The sequence below is a fragment of the Maribacter corallii genome (assembly GCF_047345415.1).
Classification (GTDB): domain Bacteria; phylum Bacteroidota; class Bacteroidia; order Flavobacteriales; family Flavobacteriaceae; genus Maribacter_C.
Map to the genome: position 1 here is coordinate 21,326 of NZ_JBLFEP010000002.1, position 18,350 is coordinate 39,675.

An 18,350-nucleotide genomic window follows, 5' to 3' on the forward strand; every position below is an offset into this window, starting at 1 on the left:
CGCTTCGTTTTACATATAGTATGACTATTACACGGTCAGTCTGGCCTTAAAAAAGGAACGATTCTTGATATGTTAGTTCAGTTATCCGACCTTTATGAAAAGAACCATACTATATATTGGTTTTGTTTTTCTAATTCAATCTTGTATACCACTTCGTATTGCTCCGACGATTGAAGATTACAAGCTGACCAGAGGCAAAAAATTCAAACGTAGTCTCTCGAAGCGACAGATGTTCATTTTCGAAGACCCAAAAGAAGCGGGTCACTTTTATGATTATGTCAATACCAAGTTTGATCTGAATCATGAAGATGTCTATGACGATGTGCCTTTCAAAATTGACTCCTCAACGTTTTTTTTTGCGTTTTATGAGGTGAAGATTCCTGACAAAACGCTTAGTCTCGGTCCTCTAATGCTCGACTTGGTTTTAAATGCGGCACTCGATAACGAAGATCCTGAACGCTATGTTTCGAATGAGTCAAGTGATATGATACGAAGGGATAATTGGTATATCGCCATGGAGGTGTATAGTGATGCCGAAAAAGATTGTCTGCAGGAAGAATCGCTTTCAAGAGAGCTCGTTTTAAAGTATCTTCGTGCCTTGAAAAACGAATACCTGTCGACGCATAACTACAATGAAACTGTTTTTAAAAACTAAGGATTTTTCAATTTCAGGAGAGGAGTTTGAACTACACTATGACGAGCTTCTTGATATGTTGGTTACTTCACCACAACCAGAGAAACTTGATGCGTATTACAAGAGTGAGGCTTATATTTCGCATACCGATGCAGATACCACCCTTACCGATAAATTGTACCAACGGGTCAAAAAGTATAGTTTGCGCAAAAAGGTGGCTTTGATCGGTCGATATCTTAAAAAGGATAACAGTCTTTTGGATATCGGAGCCGGGACGGGAGATTTTTTGGTAGCTGCAAAAGAAGCGGGGTGGGGCATAAAAGGAGTTGAACCAAGTGTAGCGGCTAGAAAGCGTGCAGAGGACAAGGGAATTGAACTCAAGGCTGACTTAGAACTTCTGAAGCACGAGAAGTTCGGGGTCATTACCTTATGGCATGTATTGGAACATCTGCCGGATTTAGAGCTTCAGATTTCGAAAATTGTCACACACTTAGAAGAAGAGGCCACTCTGATAATAGCTGTACCTAATTTCAAATCAAAAGATGCCGAACATTACGAACATCATTGGGCCGCCTATGATGTTCCGAGACATTTGTGGCATTTTTCAAGAAATAGTATAGTGGAGTTGTTTGCCAAGCACGAACTCAAATTGATAGAAACCAGACCTATGATTTTCGATGCTTTTTACGTAGCCTTGCTTTCCGAGAAATACAAAAATGGGAATACAGGTTTTTTCACATTGTGCAAAGCGTTTGGTGTTGGGCTGTGGTCAAACTTAAGTGCCTGGCGGACTAAAGAGTATTCTTCCCTGATTTACATCTTAAAAAAGGACTGATTTTCGTTTTAAGGACATTTACGGGCATTTTGAGGACATAAAGAGGTCTTGGCCCTCGGAATTCGAATTTTCAGTCCAGAGCGAGCTTTGGATGGTCATTTTGGCATAAGATGTCTCGATTTGGATTTTCATAACCATTGATTTTCCTTATGACTCAGATATGCAACAAGAACCGTCTACGGTATGCGTACTTTTTGCGGAAAGTACTAATTCGAGGAAAATCGAAGAATAGATTGAAAAAGCTTTCCTATTTTTGCGCAACCGAAAATTTCCGCTATAAAATTGTACATCGCAATTCGGAAAAAAAATAGAACGATTATGAAAAAAATAGTATTGGCACTAGTGACATTGATTGTGTTTTCATGCCAGCAACAAAAAATTGGATATGTCGACAATGTGAAGTTGATGGATGCTTACCAAGAGAAAATCGATATCGAGGCCAAGTTCAAATCGAAGGCTGAAGTCTTGGGCAAAAAGAGGGACAGCATTACCCAAGCTTACCAAATAGAGGCACAGGCCTTTCAGTTAAAGGCTCAAAAAATGTCACAACAGAAGGCTCAGGAAGAATATGGGGTGATGCAACAACGCGCTCAGTTCATCGGGCAACAACTGCAGCAAGAAGATCAAGCTTTACAAGCATCGGGCCAAGTGGAGATGGATAGCATGGTGAGCAAAGTGAAGAAAGAGATAGAAGCTTATGGAAAGGCGAATGGATATGTCTACGTCTTAGGGGGTGGAGAAGGTGGAGCCGTTCTATACGGTACCCAGGCCAACGATCTTACAGATGAAATCGTGAAGATCTTAAATGACAAATACAAGAAATAAAGTTCCTTCGAATAGAACGTATTTCCAAGTAGTAATGCCGCAATTTCGATTGCGGCTTTTATTTATTTATAAGCTACTGAAGTAGAAAAACCAAAAATACGGCAGGGATAAAATACACTGCTATGGTGCGAGCTCCTTCATAATCCTTTGCAACCCGCTGACCGAATAGCAACATTAAAAGAGCGATACAAGACGCGATAGCACCATAAAAGGCCAATTCTTTTGTGCCAGAGGTGAGCAACTGAAAAATACCAGCTACGGAAAGTAGGCCGGCTACCATTTCTATCAAGAGCACCGTGCCCAATAACAGCGGTACCATGGTTCGTAATGGTGTCTTTTCAAAATGGCCTTTTAGCCATCCCAGATTACCTTTCCAATCGACGATTTTGTCAATTCCACTCTGCAAAAAGGTAATTGCCATAAATGCAAGGAGCAAAACTTCGGCCGGGTGTTCCAAAAGGATATTCATATGGTGAATTTAGATATTATTTGATGATCACAAATCCCTAAGCCGCCTTTCGGTGCAAAAGGCGAGTCAATTTAATGGATAGGTCGGTCAAAACGATTTTTGAGTTTCCATTGCGTTCGATATGATACATGGCTTCTTCAAGCTCTGCAACAATGTCCAAAATGTTGCTTTCATGAATAAAAGGCGCAAATTTTTCGAGTTTAAAGTTATCCACATGAATTTGCATATAGGCCAATTCATCAGCTCCAAAGTTGATCAATAGTGCCTGCCGCATCACGGAAAGACAATACTTCAAGAACTTTTTCTGTGTTTCCCGTCCCGTTTTGGCCACTTCCTCGCTCCACATAATCAAATCGTGTATGGCGGCTTTGTTACCTTTGGCCTTAAAAGCACTGCGGACCCATTGTACAAACCATTTTTCAAAAACCAAATCCTCCGAATCACGGTTCATTAGATCGATGGCCTTATTGAAGTTACCGTTGGCCTCATGTGCCAGACGTAGGGCTTCTTCACGAACCAGACCTTTTTCTACCAAAGCATTCGCAATGGTTTCCTCCGCCAACGGGGGAAAATGAAGTATCTGACATCTTGAACGAATCGTTTGCAGGATTTGTTCTTCATCTTCCGTAATCAATAAAAAGATGGTCTTTTGTGGCGGCTCTTCAATTAACTTGAGCAGTTTATTGGCTGCCGCGGTATTCATTTTTTCGGCCATCCAGATAATCATGACCTTATATCCGCCTTCATAGGATTTCAACGCTAATTTTTTGACCACGTCCATTGCCTCGTCAACGCCTATTTGACCCTGCTTTTTCTCTATGCCGATCAATCGGTACCAATCGAACAGATTTCCGTAAGGCTGTTCCTTTACAAATTGGCGCCATTCATCCATGTAATGATTACTGACCGCATGACTTCTCACCTTATCTGAATTTGAGGTGGGAAAAGCAAAATGTACATCAGGGTGTGCAAGGGAATCAAACTTCAAATTACAAGCTTGGTTGCCTCCTAGGTTTTCTCCCTTGGTATTTTCACAAACCAAATATTGAACATAGGCGAGTGCCATTGCAAGGGTGCCCGAACCTTCTGGGCCAACAAAAAGTTGTGCGTGCGCAATACGGCCCCGATCCGCACTGAGGGCCAGATGGTTTTTAATGTGGTCAAGCCCCAAAACATCCTTAAAAAGCATGCCTCAAATATAAGGTATTCCCAACTTAAAAAACGAAGCGCCCGAATGGAGTAGCGTATGTACCCGAATCCAAGGCCGACTACAGACCAAGCGGTCTGTAAAAACAGGGTTTCTACGGCAAATTACTGTAAGCATTGGGCTAAGCGAGGTGTTTGGAAGCAATGAACGTGTCGTTTCCGGCATCCCAAAATCGATAAACCGACTATTGGGTCGGAAAATGAGGTAGGCTTTTTCATAATATGGAGGGCCACACTTCACCTGAACCCCAGAAATCTTTACATTTGCGATTCCTAATAAAAAGCATCGCTATGAAGACTCTTGAAGATTTCAATTTTGAAAATAAAAAAGCGCTGATCCGTGTAGATTTCAACGTTCCTTTGGATGGTGATTTTAATGTGACGGACACGAATCGGATTGAAGCAGCGAAACCTACGATCATCAAGGTTTTGGAAGATGGAGGAAGCGCCGTCTTGATGAGTCATCTTGGAAGACCCAAAGGAGAAATAAATCCCGATTTGTCATTGGCACACATTTGCAAAACGGTTTCGGAAGTACTCGGGGTACAAGTAAAGTTCGTTTCTGATTGTACAGGTGCGGAGGCTGAAGCCGCTGTTGAAAAGATGGCTATGGGAGAGGTTTTGCTTTTGGAGAACTTACGTTTTCACTCTGAAGAGACTAGCGGAGATAAAAATTTCGCGGAAGAATTGTCAAAATTGGGCGATATTTATGTGAACGATGCTTTTGGAACGGCACATAGGGCACATGCTTCTACCACCGTGGTCGCGCAGTTTTTTCCCGGAAATAAATGTTTTGGGTATTTGTTGGCCAAGGAAATCGATGCGATCGAGAAAGTGATGCAAACGGGTGAAAAACCGGTTCTTGCTATTTTAGGTGGTGCGAAAGTCTCCTCGAAAATTACGATTATCGAAAATATTCTTGACAAGGTTGACCATTTGATTATCGGTGGGGGCATGACCTATACCTTTGTCAAGGCCAAAGGCGGAAAGGTAGGCGATTCTATTTGCGAAGACGATAAAATGGACTTGGCCTTGGAAATATTGAAAAAGGCGGACGATAAGGGAGTAACTGTTCATATCCCCGTAGACGTTATTGCGGCAGATGACTTTTCAAATGATGCGCAGACCCAAATTACAGGTTCCGATGCTATTCCGGAGGGATGGCAAGGTCTGGATGCCGGCCCTGAAACGCTAGAAAACTTTAAGAGCGTTATACTTCAGTGCAAGACCATTCTTTGGAATGGCCCTGTTGGTGTATTTGAAATGGAAAACTTCGCCAAAGGCACCATTGCCGTAGGTGACGCCATAGACGAAGCTACTCAAAATGGAGCCTTTTCCTTGGTTGGAGGAGGTGATTCGGTAGCTGCGGTCAAGCAATTCGGTTTCGAAAATAAGGTAAGTTATGTGTCAACTGGTGGTGGCGCTATGTTGGAGAGCCTTGAAGGAAAAACGTTACCAGGAATCGCTGCAATAATAGACGGGTAAGGGCGTTATCGATAAAAGGACGTTTGTGTTTTATGGCACGAAAATTTTATCCTTTCGGGAAAAAGTGCGATTTTAGTTCCCCTTCTCCTTAATTGTACACTTCTTATGAACGCAAAAATGAAGCACTACCTATCTTTTCTTTCCTTCCTAATTGTTGCAATCCCTCTATTTGCACAAGAAAAAGACAGCGTGCAGATTCAAAAAGACAGTCTGAAAATAATTCAGGCCAAAGATGTTTTGCCAGACACCACTGCCATGGACATGAAGGGGGTAGAACAAATGGAGCTTATGGAAGCGGCCCCCGGATTAAAGGATAATCCTCTAATGCTTGTAAAAAAAGGAGATAAAGGGGCGTATAATCTAAAAGACCACGAGCTCGCCGCCACTTATGACAGTCTTTGGATGAAAGAGCTCTATGAGATTGCTTCGCACTCCGATGAGATGTATCAAGAGGTTTCGGAACTCGATATCGAAAAGACTTACGAATATGATTTACCTACCGACACTTTAAAGGCACGTTTGGCCCGAATCAATGAACGAACGCCGTTCAATGTGGTGTATAACCCATCTCTAGAGAATGTGATTAAATCGTTTTTGACTCGAAAACGCGATTTAATGAATCGCATGTTGACCGTAAGTCAATTTTATTTTCCGCTATTCGAACAGGAATTGGACAATCACGATATTCCATTGGAGATGAAGTATCTGGCCATTGTAGAATCCGCTTTGAACCCAAAGGCCAGATCTCGAGTAGGCGCTACAGGCCTTTGGCAATTTATGTACGGCACAGGAAGAGAACACGGCCTTAAAGTAAGTAGTTATGTCGATGATCGGAGTGACCCTATCAAATCTACAAGGGCTGCATGTGAATACCTCAACCGAATGTACAAGGTTTTCAATGATTGGGATCTGGCCTTGGCGGCCTACAACTCTGGCCCTGGTAATGTGAACAAAGCAATTCGAAGATCTGGTGGATACAAGAACTATTGGAACTTGCGCCGTAATTTACCGCGGGAAACCGCAGGCTATGTACCCGCCTTTTTAGCTACGATGTATATTTTCGAATATGCAGAAGAGCACGGCCTTAAAGGAAAAAAAGTGGAACGCCCCTATTTTGAGACCGATACGGTGCACATCAAAAGCCTAATCACCTTTGACCAAATCTCGGAATTGATCGGTATCAGCACTGAAGACCTAGAGGTATTGAACCCCTCGTACAAGCTAAAGGTCATTCCTCATATCAAAGGAAAGAAATATTACCTGCGACTTCCTAAAAAAGCAATGGGTAAATTCGTGGCGAACGAAGCCGCTATTTACGCGCATGTAGAAAAGGAATTGAAAAGCAAGGAAAGCCCTTTACCAGCTCTGGTCAAAGCGGCAGAGGCCAATCGAATCAGGTATCGTGTGCGGAGCGGGGATTATCTGGGAAAAATCGCCGAGCGATACGGAGTTCGTGTCAGTCAGATCAAAAATTGGAATGGCCTGCGAAGTAACAATCTGAGGGTTGGCCAACGTTTGACCATATACCCTCGAGGCTCTCGCGGTATTTCGAATGTTGCCAAGAAGAGCAGCACAAAAAGTGCGGCAAGCCCAACGGTAGCAAGCAATGGAAAGGTACATACGGTGCGTAGCGGCGATTCACTTTGGACCATCTCCAGAAAATATCCGGGAATTACCATAGAAAATTTACGAAAATGGAACGGTATTAGTGGTAACAGTTTAAAACCGGGTATGAAATTGAAACTATGTGATTGCCCATCCTAAACCACAGTATACATATGAAACATTTTAAAGTATTGGCCGTGTTGGTGCTCTTTTTGGTCGTTTCCTGCAATGATGGGAAGCAACAAAAGTATCTACCTGGATCTATAGGTGCTATTAACTCGGTAACGGTCGTCATCGATAATGAGCTTTGGAAAGGAGCGGTAGGAGATAAGATAAGGGAACACTACGCATCTCCTGCAATCGGCCTCACCTGGGACGAACCGATTTTCACCTTAAATCATGTGCCTAAACAATCATTTACAGGGGCCTTGAGAAAAACCCGCTCTGTCATTTATGTGGAATTGGACACCCTCAATGAAGCCGAAATTAAAACGGACTTGTACGCCACACCCCAACGGGTCGCTGTGATTAAAGGGAAAACAGAAGAAGAACTGATTCAGAACATTGCGGAAAAGGCGCCAGGGGTTATTTCTACTTTTCAAGGGCTTGAATTGAAAGAAGCCCAAACGAGATTTTTGAAATCTCTGAATAAAGAAAAGGCCCTAACGGAAAAATTCAACGTAAAATTGAATGTTCCGTCGATTTATAAGGTTGGAAAGCAAGAAAATAATTTTGTTTGGATCGACCGTCAAATTCCGAAAGGGCATGCGAACATTATTGCGTATGCCATGCCCGCGAATAGCCTATCTAACGACTCGACGCTGGTCAGGGATATTGTTAGAATGCGTGATTCCATAGGCGCCAGATATTTGCCCGGCGAGGATGTTCCCGGCAAAGTGACCCATATGCGTACCGAACCGGCATTCTCACCTTCCGTTTTTGAAACTGAAATAGCAGGTAGAAAGGCTTACGAAGTTCGCGGTATTTGGGATGTTAAAAATGATTTTATGGCAGGCCCTTTTCTCACGTATATTATTGATGATGCCGTAAATAATAGGAAATTGGTACTTGAAGGCTTTACCTATGCTCCGGCCACCAATAAGCGTGATGACATGTTTCAATTGGAAGCGATATTAAAGACCGTTCGTTTCTTGTAAGGAAAAGGACATATTGAAACCAAAAACGCCCTCTAAAGGGCGTTTTGGCGTTTGTAACCTATACGTAGAGCTACTAAATAGCCTCGAAGCTAGCTTAATTGCCAACAAAGGCAGGATCAATAGAGATTCGAAGGAAACCAACTAGTTATCGAATCAACGCCCCCTGCCGTGTGGGCAGGCACGTTAGCTAGGTATAAATCTCGATTATAGAGTTAAAATGCAAATCCGGTAGACAATCTGAAGACGAATGCATAGAGCACTACGATCAACAGAAAAGCACAAAAGACAGAGAACACCTTAAAATACTTATTGAGTAGTTTTTGAGTCCAATCTCTAAACGCCTCCAAATAGATTTCTTGTAATAGTACTAATTTCCTCATACCTCATTATTTTAAGTTAGACAGGTACAAAGGTTTGAAATAAGTAATGGAGTCTTCAATAATTTTGGCGTAAGGCCCAGAAAACTCGCCGATAAGGTGAAATAGTGTTATTGCTCGACGAACAACATATCTTTTGAATTTAAGGCAATCTGAGGCAAGATACGGGACTTTAATACCGATTTTATTCGATATGCAAAAATGTCTAACATAGATAGGCCCAAAATAAAAAAAGCACCTTATTAAGGTGCTTTAATTGGTTAGATTGGTTATAGTTCCGTTAATCAAAGGCAAAGCCAGTGATAAGTCTAAAAACGAATGCGTAAAGTACAATCAAGAAACTGGCGAAGCAGAACCATGAGAATATTTTAAAATATGACTTTACGAATTTGTGGCCTAGGTTTCTAAAGGCCTCTAGATAGATTTCTTTGATAAGTAGTACGTTTTTCATAGTATTTGAGATTTGGGATTAAACAGTCTAACGAACGTTTCTATAATAACTGAAAATCGAGGAAATCCGTATTTCACCGACCCTTTTTGTTGTCAAGTGGTGACGTAGTGTTGTGAAACCGTGTTATTTACTTTTGTTACTAAGACAAAAGCCTGAGAAGAAAAGTCAATGAAGGCAAAAAGCCGCATTCTTTAACGAAACACGGCTTTTTCTATGAATATATGATTAATGATGAGTGTACTTACATGCCTACGATAATAAATTCGGAACGACGATTTTTGAAGTGCTCTTGTTCTGTACATCGTACAGTACCGTTGCAGCGGTTGAGCAACCGTTCTTCACCGTAACCGATGGCGCTTTGAATTCTTTCAGGGGATATCCCTTTGGAGATAATATAATCCCTAGTCGATTTGGCCCTCTTGTCAGAGAGGTATTTGTTGTATTCCGGCGCTCCTCTCGAATCGGTATGCGACTCGATTTTGATGACCATATTTTGATATTCGTTCATGACCTCGACCAATTTGTCAAGCTCATTAGAGGCATCTTTTCGGATGTATGATTTGTCAAAGTCAAAGAAAATCATTTCGGTCTTCAACTTTTTAATACCATCTTCGATAGCGATCATTTCTTGGAGCCTTTTCATTTTGAGATCAACATTCACGGTATCGTTTTCTACGGTAGTAACATTCTGAATATTTTCGAAATAGTCATCTTTCTTAACCTGCACAGTATACTTGGTATCCGCTTCAAGATCTTCGAATATAAAATTGCCTTCGTCGTCCGAAACCATTTCTTTTAACTTGATTCCATTTTCGTCTAGCAATTCGATCATGGCTTGTGGCATGATATCACCTGTGATCATTTCAGTTACGACCCCGGCGATAGCGTTTGAAATCTCAGGCACTTCTTCAACAATCAATCGCTTGAATGAATAGATATCGTCATCGCCCTTGCCTTCTGCCCTATTCGATGCAAAATACCCCTGTTGATTTTCTTCATTGACGATATAAGAGAAATCATCTAGATTGCTATTTACCGGTTGCCCTACATTTTTAACTTCTTGAAATCCCTCTTCTTCAGAGTACGAGGCCTCATAAATATCAAGTCCACCAAGACCTATATGGCCATCTGAAGAAAAATAGAGTTTGGTCTCATTGATAAATGGAAACATTTCTTTGCGCTCCGTGTTGATTTCCGGACCGAGGTTTCTTGGTTCGGAGAATGTATTTCCCTCTAGGACATCTACAACGAAAATATCAGTTTGGCCTATGGTACCTGGCATATCGGATACAAAATAAAGTTTTTTACCATCAGGACTAAGTGCTGGGTGGCCCGTAGAATACTCATCGCTATTAAAAGGTACTTCTACAGCATCCGTCCACTCATCGCCAATTTTTTGAGAAACATATATTTTAAGGTGGTTGACCCCGTTCTTGTCTCTCTTTAACTTTTTGCCATAATTGTTTCGTGTGAAGTACATGGTCGTATTATCGGGCGAAAAGGTGACAGAGGCCTCATGGTATTTGGTATTGATGTTTTTTGAAAATTTGATGGCGTCTTTTAAATCTTGTGACTCTTCATTGATTTTGGCCACATACAAATCGAGATAAGGTTGGTCATTCCATTTATACCGTCTGGTATTAAAAAATGAGGAATCTTTTGCCGAGGCGTACACCACTTGGTTTGAATCCAAAAACATTGGGGAGAACTCTGAGTATTCAGAATTGATGGCCAAATTTTTGAGTTCGTAGTTCTTTTTCGAGCTCAATATGCCGTCGAGCGTCTTTTCATTCGCCGTTAGCGCTTCGGTAGTATCAAGTGAACCTATATCACCCTTCTTCATTTTTTTATTGTACAGGCGCATAAGGCGTTTTGAGCGCGCGTATTTTCCCGTACCCTTTAAAGAATGTGCATATTTAAAAATGTTATCTGCAGACATGTCTTCGCCATAGTTTGTATACAATATGCTATACCATTCATAGGCTTTTTCCATATTGGTATTGAAGTAATGCGAGTCCGCTGCTCTTTGTATGACGTCATACGAATAGTACTTATCACCTTTTGCCAATGCTTGCTCATATAACTGAGCGGCCTCGGCGTACCACATTTTATCAAAGAAGAAATCAGCTTTTTCAATCAACTTGCTCTTTTTGGGGGTATCCTTGATTTGAATTCCCTCAGTGCGCGTTTCTTCCGATTCGTTTAGAACATCATAATTTACATCAGCCACGTCGAATGAAGTGGTCTCTCTTTCAGAGGCGGAGCTGTCAGTCGACTCTGCAATTGCCAAGCCGTTATCCATGGGGTCGCTATCCACGACCTCTAGAATCCATACATCATCAGTATATCTTCCATCGAATTCCGATAAGTAGGCATCGATAGCTTCAAGGCCAAAAGGAAAATATTGAATATAGACATAGTTTAAACCGTTCTCTGAATTAGTAATTGAATTTGCCTCAAATCCTTTACGCTTCAATTTTTTAATGACCTTCTTAAGATTCTTGCCTTCGCTATATACCCCGACAATCGCGTAGTATCCGTCAGAAACACCATCTAAGTTGTTCATCGTTCTGAAAGCAACATCGTTTTTGTTCGCGGCTTCCAAAAAGGTTTCGGTGACAGGTATGATTTGTGTAAGACCACTATTTTCATTTGTGGTATTAAAAGTGATGTCTCCGCTTGTCCCGGAAATAGAATTCCCAGGAGCGGTCTGAGCTCCCATCAAGAGAGAGGCCAGCAAAATGTAGGTTGATATTAGTCTTTTCATGTTTAGGTAATTAGAAAAACCTTTGGGGGATTTTAAAGTCTTGTTTTTTTACGAACGATCAAATAATATGAAATACTTGTTTTACACTTCTCATGCAACCTATTGTGTAGTTCATTCAAACTAAAATTATTGGAGTTGCGAGCCGTATTGGGCACTTGATGAAATTTTGATAGTGGCTTAACGTTGTAATCGCCCTGTTCGTAACCAAAGCCTACATACGGTATTTTGCGCATCAAAAGTTTCGAGGATCTCTGAGTAGCACATACAGAGCCTGAAGCTTGCGGGACAGAATGATATGCAGTTGCCATACCTAATATTAGTAATGTGTTAACGCAAAGAAAGATCTTTACGATGCATCGCATACCCACTTTGTTGTGAAACGTTCAATATATGAGGTATGCGCGGAGAATACTGTAGGCTAGGATAATTAAAGAGAAGAAATGTTAAGAAAATCGTCGGTCTTATGCTGAAGCAACATAATAAACCAATAGGTATATAGTGATGGGCAATATTTGAAACGAAAAAAGCCTTCGTCGATTAGAGAAGGCTTTTTTAGACAAAATTTTTTGATTTTTCTATTCTTTGTTTTCCTCTAGCTTTTCATCGTCCTTAGAGGCGTCTTTAAACTCTTTGATTCCACTTCCCAATCCGCGCATGAGCTCAGGAATTTTTTTACCTCCAAAAAGAAGAAGTACAACAACGACCACCAAAATTATCTGGGGTGCTCCTATGGCCAAGAAAGTATGTAGTGCAATCATAATAACGTATTTAATGGATAACAAATGTACTAAAAAAGTTGTTAGTCTTATCCGATTGAAACTATAACGACCATATTTTAATTTTATTCGACCAGAAGTGTATTTGTTTCGTATATCTTAAGGTTTAGCATTACAATTCAAAAATCCATTAAATTTAAGGGAACCGTTACAAAATTGATCGCTTACATTATCTTTGCACTCTATGGCCAAAAAGAGAAGGGAAATAAAGAAAAAGTTACTTCATAAGTACCGCTTGGTCATTCTTAATGAAAGTACGTTCGAAGAGAAAATTTCCTTTAAGTTGAGCAGACTGAACGTTTTTGTCACCGGATCGCTCTGTATCATCGGATTGATTGGGTTAACAACCCTTTTGATCGCCTTCACCCCCTTGCGAGAGTACATTCCGGGATATTCGTCTACGAGACTTAAAAAGCAGGCCACGGAGCTCACCTATCAAACAGACTCCTTGGTTAGGGTCTTGAACAATTCAAATCGCTATTTGGACAATATCAGAATGGTGCTCAAAGGAGACATCGAAAATAATGTTATCAATCGCGATTCGCTTCGTGACCAATTCAAGTTAGATCCGAATAGTGTCAACCTTACACCTATCAAACAAGATTCACTTTTACGTGCCGAGGTAGCGTTGGAAGATAAATACAACCTTTTTGAAAGAAGCGGCGTAAAGACCGATTTGGTTCTTTTCCCTCCTGTGAGCGGTACGTTGACGCAGAAATTCGATTTAAAGAAACGCCATTACGCGGTTGACGTGGTAGCGCCTCGAGAAACACCGGTCAAAGCGACAGCCAACGGAATGGTCATTTTTGCTGAATGGACGGCCGATACAGGCCATGTAATTATTCTGGAACACGAAAATGGTCTGATCAGCGTGTACAAACACAACGGTTCGTTAAATAAATCTCAGGGTGATATTGTGCGTACCGGCGAAGTGATAGCTGCCGTGGGCAATACAGGTGAACTTACCACCGGTCCACATCTTCATTTCGAGATTTGGCAAAACGGGACACCGATCAATCCACTGGATTTTATCGATTTCAAATAGAAAACATGTCATTAAAAGCCTTTGCTGCACGAATCTTTGCCAAGAGAGTGGCCAGAAAAACGGCGAAGTGGGTTGCTAACCCCATCAATACCCAGAAACAGGTTTTCAAGGAAATAGTGGAGCGGGCGGCGCAGACCAAATTCGGGAGGGACCATGAGTTTTCCGAGATAACCACCCATACCGACTTTGTTCAAAGGGTGCCGATTCGCGATTATGAAGCGTTAAAGCGCTATGTGGATGAGGTAGTCGAGGGAAAAAACGATATTCTATGGCCGGGCAAACCTTTATACTTTGCTAAAACCTCGGGTACCACCTCAGGGGCAAAGTACATTCCGATTACCAAAGAATCGATTACACATCAGGTTGAAGCTTCGCGAAACGCCATTCTCAACTATATTCATGAAACCGGCCACGCTGATTTCGTAGACGGTAAAATGATTTTCCTTCAAGGCAGCCCTGAAATGCAGGAAAAGAATGGTATTCAACTAGGCAGACTTTCAGGTATCTCGGCCCATTATGTGCCCAACTACCTACAGAAGAACAGACTACCAAGTTGGGAAACCAACTGCATCGAAGACTGGGAAACCAAGGTCAATGCCATAGTGGATGAGACCAAAGATGAGAATATGACGGTCATCGCCGGTATTCCGTCATGGGTACAGATGTATTTTGAAAAGTTGAATGCGGCAAGTGGCAGAAAAGTGGGAGACCTGTTCCAAAACTTTCAGCTATTTATTTATGGGGGAGTAAATTATGAACCATATCGCGCAACATTCGAAAGTCTTATAGGCAGAAAGGTCGATAGTATTGAGCTATTTCCGGCAAGTGAGGGATTCTTCGCCTACCAAGATTCCCAGAAGGAAAAAGGAATGCTGTTGTTGTTGAATTCGGGTATTTTCTATGAGTTTGTCAAAACCGATGAATTCTTTGAGCCAGATGCCAGACGGATTACCATTGAGGCAGTCGAACTGCACGTCAACTATGTAATGATCATCTCTACGAATGCAGGTTTATGGGCCTATAACTTAGGAGATACCGTTCAGTTTATTTCTTTGAACCCCTTTAAAATTGTGGTTTCAGGTCGTATCAAACACTTCATTTCGGCTTTCGGAGAGCATGTCATTGCAAAAGAGGTCGAAGAAGCCATGCGAGATGCTATTGCCCAGACCGATGCCCAAGTGAACGAATTTACCGTAGCGCCACAAATTGTGCCTCCAGCAAATGAATTGCCTTATCATGAATGGCTGATCGAATTTGAAAAAGCGCCAACCGATATGCAGACCTTTGTACGGATATTGGACACTACGCTGCAAAAACAGAACAGCTATTACTTTGATTTGATAGAAGGTAACGTGCTTCAGCATCTAAAAGTCACTCCTATTCGAAAAGACGGTTTTAAGGGGTATATGCAATCCATAGGAAAGCTCGGAGGTCAAAACAAAATTCAACGCTTGTCCAACGACCGAAAGCTCGCGGATGGCTTGTTGGCATTCAAAGCGTAACGGGAATTATTTGGCCAAAGTACTCTTTTTGGTATCGAAAACCCACTTATCGGCATACATGCCATATACCAATCCGATTTCGTTTTCTTGAACGTACTTTTCGTCCTTTCCCGGGTCGAAATTCACATTGTAGACGTATACACGAATTCCTTGTTTCTTTAGTTCCAGCATGAACTCTACATGATTTTTGATGATTCTTCGCGACAAAGCGACATGCTTCACATTGTTGATTTGGAGATAATCTATTTTATCACCTTTAAGGCCCAAAAGTGGTTCTTGTGATATCATTACCCCGATTCCATTTTTAGAGGCCTCCTCTATGGCCATAAGGCTAAATAGTTCCATTAGAAGGCGATCTTTATCTACAAAAGCATTGGCAAAGGCCACTGGATCGTTGAGTTTGTCGGTCACCAAAATCGCGTCAGGGTGATTGGCAAACCAATCGTTAATTCCCTTCATGTCCAGTGTCGTGTAATCCCCATAGATTTTGTGTTTCTTGAATTCGGATAGACTGGGTGGTAACGTGCCCTGATAGTCTGTAAATCGTGCCCACATTTTCCAGTCGTGAGCTGCAACCAGATGCCCATCGGAGGTAGTGATGATGTCAAGCTCGAAGAGGCGAAACCCCTTGTTATAGTTCGCATCCAAAGCTTGTTTTGAATTGGTCGATTTCACTCCATCTATTTCGCCGCCTGCATGGGCGATATAGCGATCATTATTTGGGGTAAATTCATATTTGATTCTGGGAAAATAGATGTGGTTATCTGAAATGGTATCGGGAATATCTATGTTCATCGATAGCCGTAAATCGTCTATACTTTCTAGTAGGGCTCCCTGAAGGTTGTGGGCAATGTACGCTTGCCGGCTCTTGATTTCGCTTAGCTGGTCAAATCCCATTTTTTGCAATTCCCCTAGCTCGGAGACTAAGCTTTTGGCAGCGGAATCATGGGCGAGTAGGGCATAGCGAGCGTTGTTTTTTTGCATTTTCCATAAGACTTCGACCATTGCTTTCGACTGCTTGGGGTCGGCATGGGTGTCAAAGGTTTTGAACTCGTATTTCGTCGCGCTTAAGAAGTGTATTAGGGTAAGACCGCGTTCCAAATGCTCTGTTTGGTCGCCGACAGCGAACAGACTTCTCTTTTTGGCATTAAAGCCATTGCTTTCCAGCAACAGGGCCGTGTTGGGAGCTTCCCCTTTCACTGTTGAATCCGAATAGATGCTAGCGCGGGCGTTAAAACCCACGACCAATAGGAACAGGCCTATTGAAAATCGGGTCAGGAATTGGAGCTTTTTCTTCATCATTTTTATTCTTGAATCAAGATGTTACCTTGAGGTAAGGCAAACTCTAGCTGTTGATACACAACGTCTTTGCTTTCGTGATATTGTGGTAAAGGGCCCCTATACGTGGGTTTGTTTTAAAATTATGTGCCTGGTAGGAGAGCTGAACATGATTTCAGGAAATGGGAAGCAAACCCTTTCGAACCGCCAAAGCTGATTTTTATTTGTAATTTTGCTCGAAATTCTTCAATGAGCAAAAACACGACAACCACCCGAGCTCAAGAATCGACCAACGCTATCGAGCGTTTGTATATTACGATGCGGCATTTGTTTAACCGGGGGTTCTACAAACCTACGGGCGTATCTGGCGAATCGTTGAAAAATGCGCTGTTACAACTTCGGCCTGAGATCTATGGAACCATTGCGGAAGAAAAAACAGAACTAAACGGACTTGTTTATGTTCTCGAGCGTTTGCCACAAGGTATTGAACAATGCAAGTACATCAACCTCACTTCCGACGAAGGGTATGGCAAATCACACATCGATCCGATCGTACCGCCTAAGCGACGAAGAAACTGTTATCGAATCGATGAGGAACAAATGAATATTGAGATTACCCGTGGACGCTCCGATATTTACGACATCCTGACCCATTTGACCTTTCTTTTTATAGAATCGCAAAAAATCTGCGAGCGTGTGCTGATAGAAGAAACCCAAAAAACGATTCGAGACTGGCAGAAGTTGGAGGCCGCCGTGAACGCTAAAGAGCTTTCTCAGGCAAATCGTGAAACCACTTTGATCCATACAGCGAATATTCTGGGCCGTAGTTTCGAGGAAACCATGGTTTATTATGAGAAATTTGCGACCGCTGAGAATCCCGAACGTTTTCTGGAAATCATCTATTGGTTGGGGAAACTGGCCATCGAAGAAGAATTGACCGATGAAAAAAGAGTCATCACCTTTAGCACATTGCTAAGAGAACGCTTAGGGCATCATATTCATGGAGACCGTTGGGCCAATACGATCAAGAAGGTTTTTAAGGATCGGGGCTTGCTAAATAGGCCGATTCATATCGTAAGTGCGAATATGCACAGTGTGATGAATTCCCTCTTTGCCAGAAAGGCACTGAAAAAGCAGTTTCCAAAGGGCGAAGCGCTCAAGATTTATGAAGCTTTGAGTGCATCCGGCAGTTCCGATTTGCGCAATAAGGTGGAGACCATGGCCAAAAAGAACGGTATGATTTCCATCGACGATGTCTCGGGTACGAATATCGATGTTCAAATATTCGATTTAGCCAAGTTGGGCGACGATGCCTGTTGCTATGAATTTTCGAAGGAGATAATCGAAGTACAAAAACCTGTTATCTTTGTGATGGACTATGCTTTTGGCGAGCAGGCATACGAAAGTATCGATGAATTATTGAAACCTTATGATGACCAGAAAAATGGGGCGGTCTATTTGAACATTGCTTCTATTTCGATTATGGGAAAGGCGGGTATTTTAGAAGGTGGAAAGGGAGATTTGATGATACCCTCGGCGCATATTTTTGAAGGTACGGCAGACAACTACCCTTTTGAGAACGAATTATGTGCGGCTGATTTTGAAGGGCACGGGCTAAAGGTCTTCGAAGGAACCATGGTTACCGTATTGGGGACGTCTTTGCAGAACAAGGACATTTTGAAATTCTTTCATCAGTCCACGTGGAATGTAATCGGCCTGGAAATGGAAGGCGTACATTATCAGAAGGCGATTCAATCGGCTTCGAAAATTAGAAAAAGTATCGGTGAAGATGTAAAAGTCAGATATGCCTACTACGCTTCGGACAACCCCCTGGAAACGGGGAGCACGCTAGCTTCGGGAGGCCTTGGCACTACAGGTGTTAAACCGACTTATTTGATAACCGACAAAATTCTAACCCAAATATTCAATTCATAACAA

Annotated in this window: 16 protein-coding genes; 9 read left to right on the forward strand and 7 right to left on the reverse strand. The window is 42.0% G+C overall.

Annotated features, from left to right (window positions below):
- The first annotated feature begins 94 nt into the window (after nt 1–94).
- From ACKWCA_RS05350 to ACKWCA_RS05360, 3 genes are all read left to right on the forward strand, one after another.
- Nucleotides 95–655 (forward strand): hypothetical protein, encoded by a 561-nt coding sequence (locus ACKWCA_RS05350; RefSeq protein ID WP_413977132.1) that lies wholly within the window; start codon nt 95–97, stop codon nt 653–655.
- Nucleotides 633–1,469, forward strand: a complete 837-nt coding sequence (locus tag ACKWCA_RS05355) for a class I SAM-dependent methyltransferase (protein ID WP_413977133.1) — start codon at nt 633–635, stop codon at nt 1,467–1,469. The genes ACKWCA_RS05350 and ACKWCA_RS05355 overlap by 23 nt, the downstream gene beginning before the upstream one ends.
- Nucleotides 1,470–1,787: 318 nt before the next feature.
- Nucleotides 1,788–2,294, forward strand: coding sequence for an OmpH/Skp family outer membrane protein (locus ACKWCA_RS05360; RefSeq protein WP_413977134.1), 507 nt, complete (start codon nt 1,788–1,790; stop codon nt 2,292–2,294).
- Nucleotides 2,295–2,367: 73 nt separating this feature from the next.
- On the opposite strand, the gene ACKWCA_RS05365 is transcribed toward ACKWCA_RS05360, so the two are convergent.
- Together ACKWCA_RS05365 and holB are read right to left on the reverse strand one after the other, a co-directional pair.
- Nucleotides 2,368–2,763 (reverse strand): DoxX family protein, encoded by a 396-nt coding sequence (locus tag ACKWCA_RS05365; protein WP_413977135.1) that lies wholly within the window; start codon nt 2,761–2,763, stop codon nt 2,368–2,370.
- A gap of 37 nt (nt 2,764–2,800) precedes the next feature.
- Nucleotides 2,801–3,952: a DNA polymerase III subunit delta' gene (holB, locus tag ACKWCA_RS05370; protein WP_413977136.1), complete on the reverse strand. Its 1,152-nt coding sequence runs from the start codon at nt 3,950–3,952 to the stop codon at nt 2,801–2,803.
- Between the two features lie 308 nt (nt 3,953–4,260).
- Here holB and ACKWCA_RS05375 point away from each other — a divergent pair, with 308 nt between their 5' ends.
- The 3 genes from ACKWCA_RS05375 to ACKWCA_RS05385 all read left to right on the forward strand — a co-directional run bounded on the left by ACKWCA_RS05375 (nt 4,261) and on the right by ACKWCA_RS05385 (nt 8,216).
- A complete protein-coding gene (locus ACKWCA_RS05375; RefSeq protein WP_413977137.1) occupies nt 4,261–5,454 on the forward strand; it encodes a phosphoglycerate kinase in 1,194 nt (397 codons plus the stop codon).
- 105 nt (nt 5,455–5,559) lie between these two features.
- Nucleotides 5,560–7,218, forward strand: coding sequence for a LysM peptidoglycan-binding domain-containing protein (locus ACKWCA_RS05380; protein WP_413977138.1), 1,659 nt, complete (start codon nt 5,560–5,562; stop codon nt 7,216–7,218).
- A gap of 14 nt (nt 7,219–7,232) precedes the next feature.
- Nucleotides 7,233–8,216, forward strand: coding sequence for a DUF4837 family protein (locus tag ACKWCA_RS05385; protein ID WP_413977139.1), 984 nt, complete (start codon nt 7,233–7,235; stop codon nt 8,214–8,216).
- Nucleotides 8,217–8,428: 212 nt separating this feature from the next.
- On the opposite strand, the gene ACKWCA_RS05390 is transcribed toward ACKWCA_RS05385, so the two are convergent.
- The 4 genes from ACKWCA_RS05390 to ACKWCA_RS05405 all read right to left on the reverse strand — a co-directional run bounded on the left by ACKWCA_RS05390 (nt 8,429) and on the right by ACKWCA_RS05405 (nt 12,569).
- Nucleotides 8,429–8,596: a DUF6747 family protein gene (locus ACKWCA_RS05390; protein ID WP_413977140.1), complete on the reverse strand. Its 168-nt coding sequence runs from the start codon at nt 8,594–8,596 to the stop codon at nt 8,429–8,431.
- Nucleotides 8,597–8,873: 277 nt separating this feature from the next.
- The gene (locus tag ACKWCA_RS05395; protein ID WP_413977141.1) at nt 8,874–9,044 is read right to left on the reverse strand and encodes a DUF6747 family protein; all 171 of its coding nucleotides are present in this window, start codon (nt 9,042–9,044) and stop codon (nt 8,874–8,876) included.
- A gap of 241 nt (nt 9,045–9,285) precedes the next feature.
- Nucleotides 9,286–11,811, reverse strand: coding sequence for an OmpA family protein (locus ACKWCA_RS05400; protein ID WP_413977142.1), 2,526 nt, complete (start codon nt 11,809–11,811; stop codon nt 9,286–9,288).
- A 575-nt stretch (nt 11,812–12,386) separates the two neighbouring features.
- Complete coding sequence (locus tag ACKWCA_RS05405) at nt 12,387–12,569, reverse strand: twin-arginine translocase TatA/TatE family subunit (protein ID WP_413977143.1); 183 nt, start codon at nt 12,567–12,569, stop codon at nt 12,387–12,389.
- Between the two features lie 202 nt (nt 12,570–12,771).
- Between ACKWCA_RS05405 and ACKWCA_RS05410 the strand changes: the two genes are divergently transcribed.
- Nucleotides 12,772–13,632 (forward strand): M23 family metallopeptidase, encoded by an 861-nt coding sequence (locus tag ACKWCA_RS05410; RefSeq protein ID WP_413977144.1) that lies wholly within the window; start codon nt 12,772–12,774, stop codon nt 13,630–13,632.
- 5 nt (nt 13,633–13,637) lie between these two features.
- A complete protein-coding gene (locus ACKWCA_RS05415; protein ID WP_413977145.1) occupies nt 13,638–15,134 on the forward strand; it encodes a GH3 family acyl-acid amido synthetase in 1,497 nt (498 codons plus the stop codon).
- A 6-nt stretch (nt 15,135–15,140) separates the two neighbouring features.
- Here the strand turns inward: ACKWCA_RS05415 and ACKWCA_RS05420 are convergent, their stop codons facing one another.
- Nucleotides 15,141–16,436: a PI-PLC domain-containing protein gene (locus ACKWCA_RS05420; protein WP_413977146.1), complete on the reverse strand. Its 1,296-nt coding sequence runs from the start codon at nt 16,434–16,436 to the stop codon at nt 15,141–15,143.
- A 225-nt stretch (nt 16,437–16,661) separates the two neighbouring features.
- Here ACKWCA_RS05420 and ACKWCA_RS05425 point away from each other — a divergent pair, with 225 nt between their 5' ends.
- On the forward strand, nt 16,662–18,347 hold the full coding sequence (locus ACKWCA_RS05425; RefSeq protein ID WP_413977147.1) for a DUF6909 family protein: 1,686 nt from the start codon (nt 16,662–16,664) through the stop codon (nt 18,345–18,347).
- The last annotated feature ends 3 nt before the right edge of the window (nt 18,348–18,350 follow it).

What these genes read in the sequence shown, in the direction of transcription:
- ACKWCA_RS05350 (WP_413977132.1), top strand. Translation starts at nt 95, where the DNA reads ATGAAAAGAACCATACTATATATTGGTTTTGTTTTTCTAATTCAATCT.
- ACKWCA_RS05355 (WP_413977133.1), top strand. Translation starts at nt 633, where the DNA reads ATGAAACTGTTTTTAAAAACTAAGGATTTTTCAATTTCAGGAGAGGAG.
- ACKWCA_RS05360 (WP_413977134.1), top strand. Translation starts at nt 1,788, where the DNA reads ATGAAAAAAATAGTATTGGCACTAGTGACATTGATTGTGTTTTCATGC.
- ACKWCA_RS05365 (WP_413977135.1), bottom strand. Translation starts at nt 2,763, where the DNA reads ATGAATATCCTTTTGGAACACCCGGCCGAAGTTTTGCTCCTTGCATTT.
- holB (WP_413977136.1), bottom strand. Translation starts at nt 3,952, where the DNA reads ATGCTTTTTAAGGATGTTTTGGGGCTTGACCACATTAAAAACCATCTG.
- ACKWCA_RS05375 (WP_413977137.1), top strand. Translation starts at nt 4,261, where the DNA reads ATGAAGACTCTTGAAGATTTCAATTTTGAAAATAAAAAAGCGCTGATC.
- ACKWCA_RS05380 (WP_413977138.1), top strand. Translation starts at nt 5,560, where the DNA reads ATGAACGCAAAAATGAAGCACTACCTATCTTTTCTTTCCTTCCTAATT.
- ACKWCA_RS05385 (WP_413977139.1), top strand. Translation starts at nt 7,233, where the DNA reads ATGAAACATTTTAAAGTATTGGCCGTGTTGGTGCTCTTTTTGGTCGTT.
- ACKWCA_RS05390 (WP_413977140.1), bottom strand. Translation starts at nt 8,596, where the DNA reads ATGAGGAAATTAGTACTATTACAAGAAATCTATTTGGAGGCGTTTAGA.
- ACKWCA_RS05395 (WP_413977141.1), bottom strand. Translation starts at nt 9,044, where the DNA reads ATGAAAAACGTACTACTTATCAAAGAAATCTATCTAGAGGCCTTTAGA.
- ACKWCA_RS05400 (WP_413977142.1), bottom strand. Translation starts at nt 11,811, where the DNA reads ATGAAAAGACTAATATCAACCTACATTTTGCTGGCCTCTCTCTTGATG.
- ACKWCA_RS05405 (WP_413977143.1), bottom strand. Translation starts at nt 12,569, where the DNA reads ATGATTGCACTACATACTTTCTTGGCCATAGGAGCACCCCAGATAATT.
- ACKWCA_RS05410 (WP_413977144.1), top strand. Translation starts at nt 12,772, where the DNA reads ATGGCCAAAAAGAGAAGGGAAATAAAGAAAAAGTTACTTCATAAGTAC.
- ACKWCA_RS05415 (WP_413977145.1), top strand. Translation starts at nt 13,638, where the DNA reads ATGTCATTAAAAGCCTTTGCTGCACGAATCTTTGCCAAGAGAGTGGCC.
- ACKWCA_RS05420 (WP_413977146.1), bottom strand. Translation starts at nt 16,436, where the DNA reads ATGATGAAGAAAAAGCTCCAATTCCTGACCCGATTTTCAATAGGCCTG.
- ACKWCA_RS05425 (WP_413977147.1), top strand. Translation starts at nt 16,662, where the DNA reads ATGAGCAAAAACACGACAACCACCCGAGCTCAAGAATCGACCAACGCT.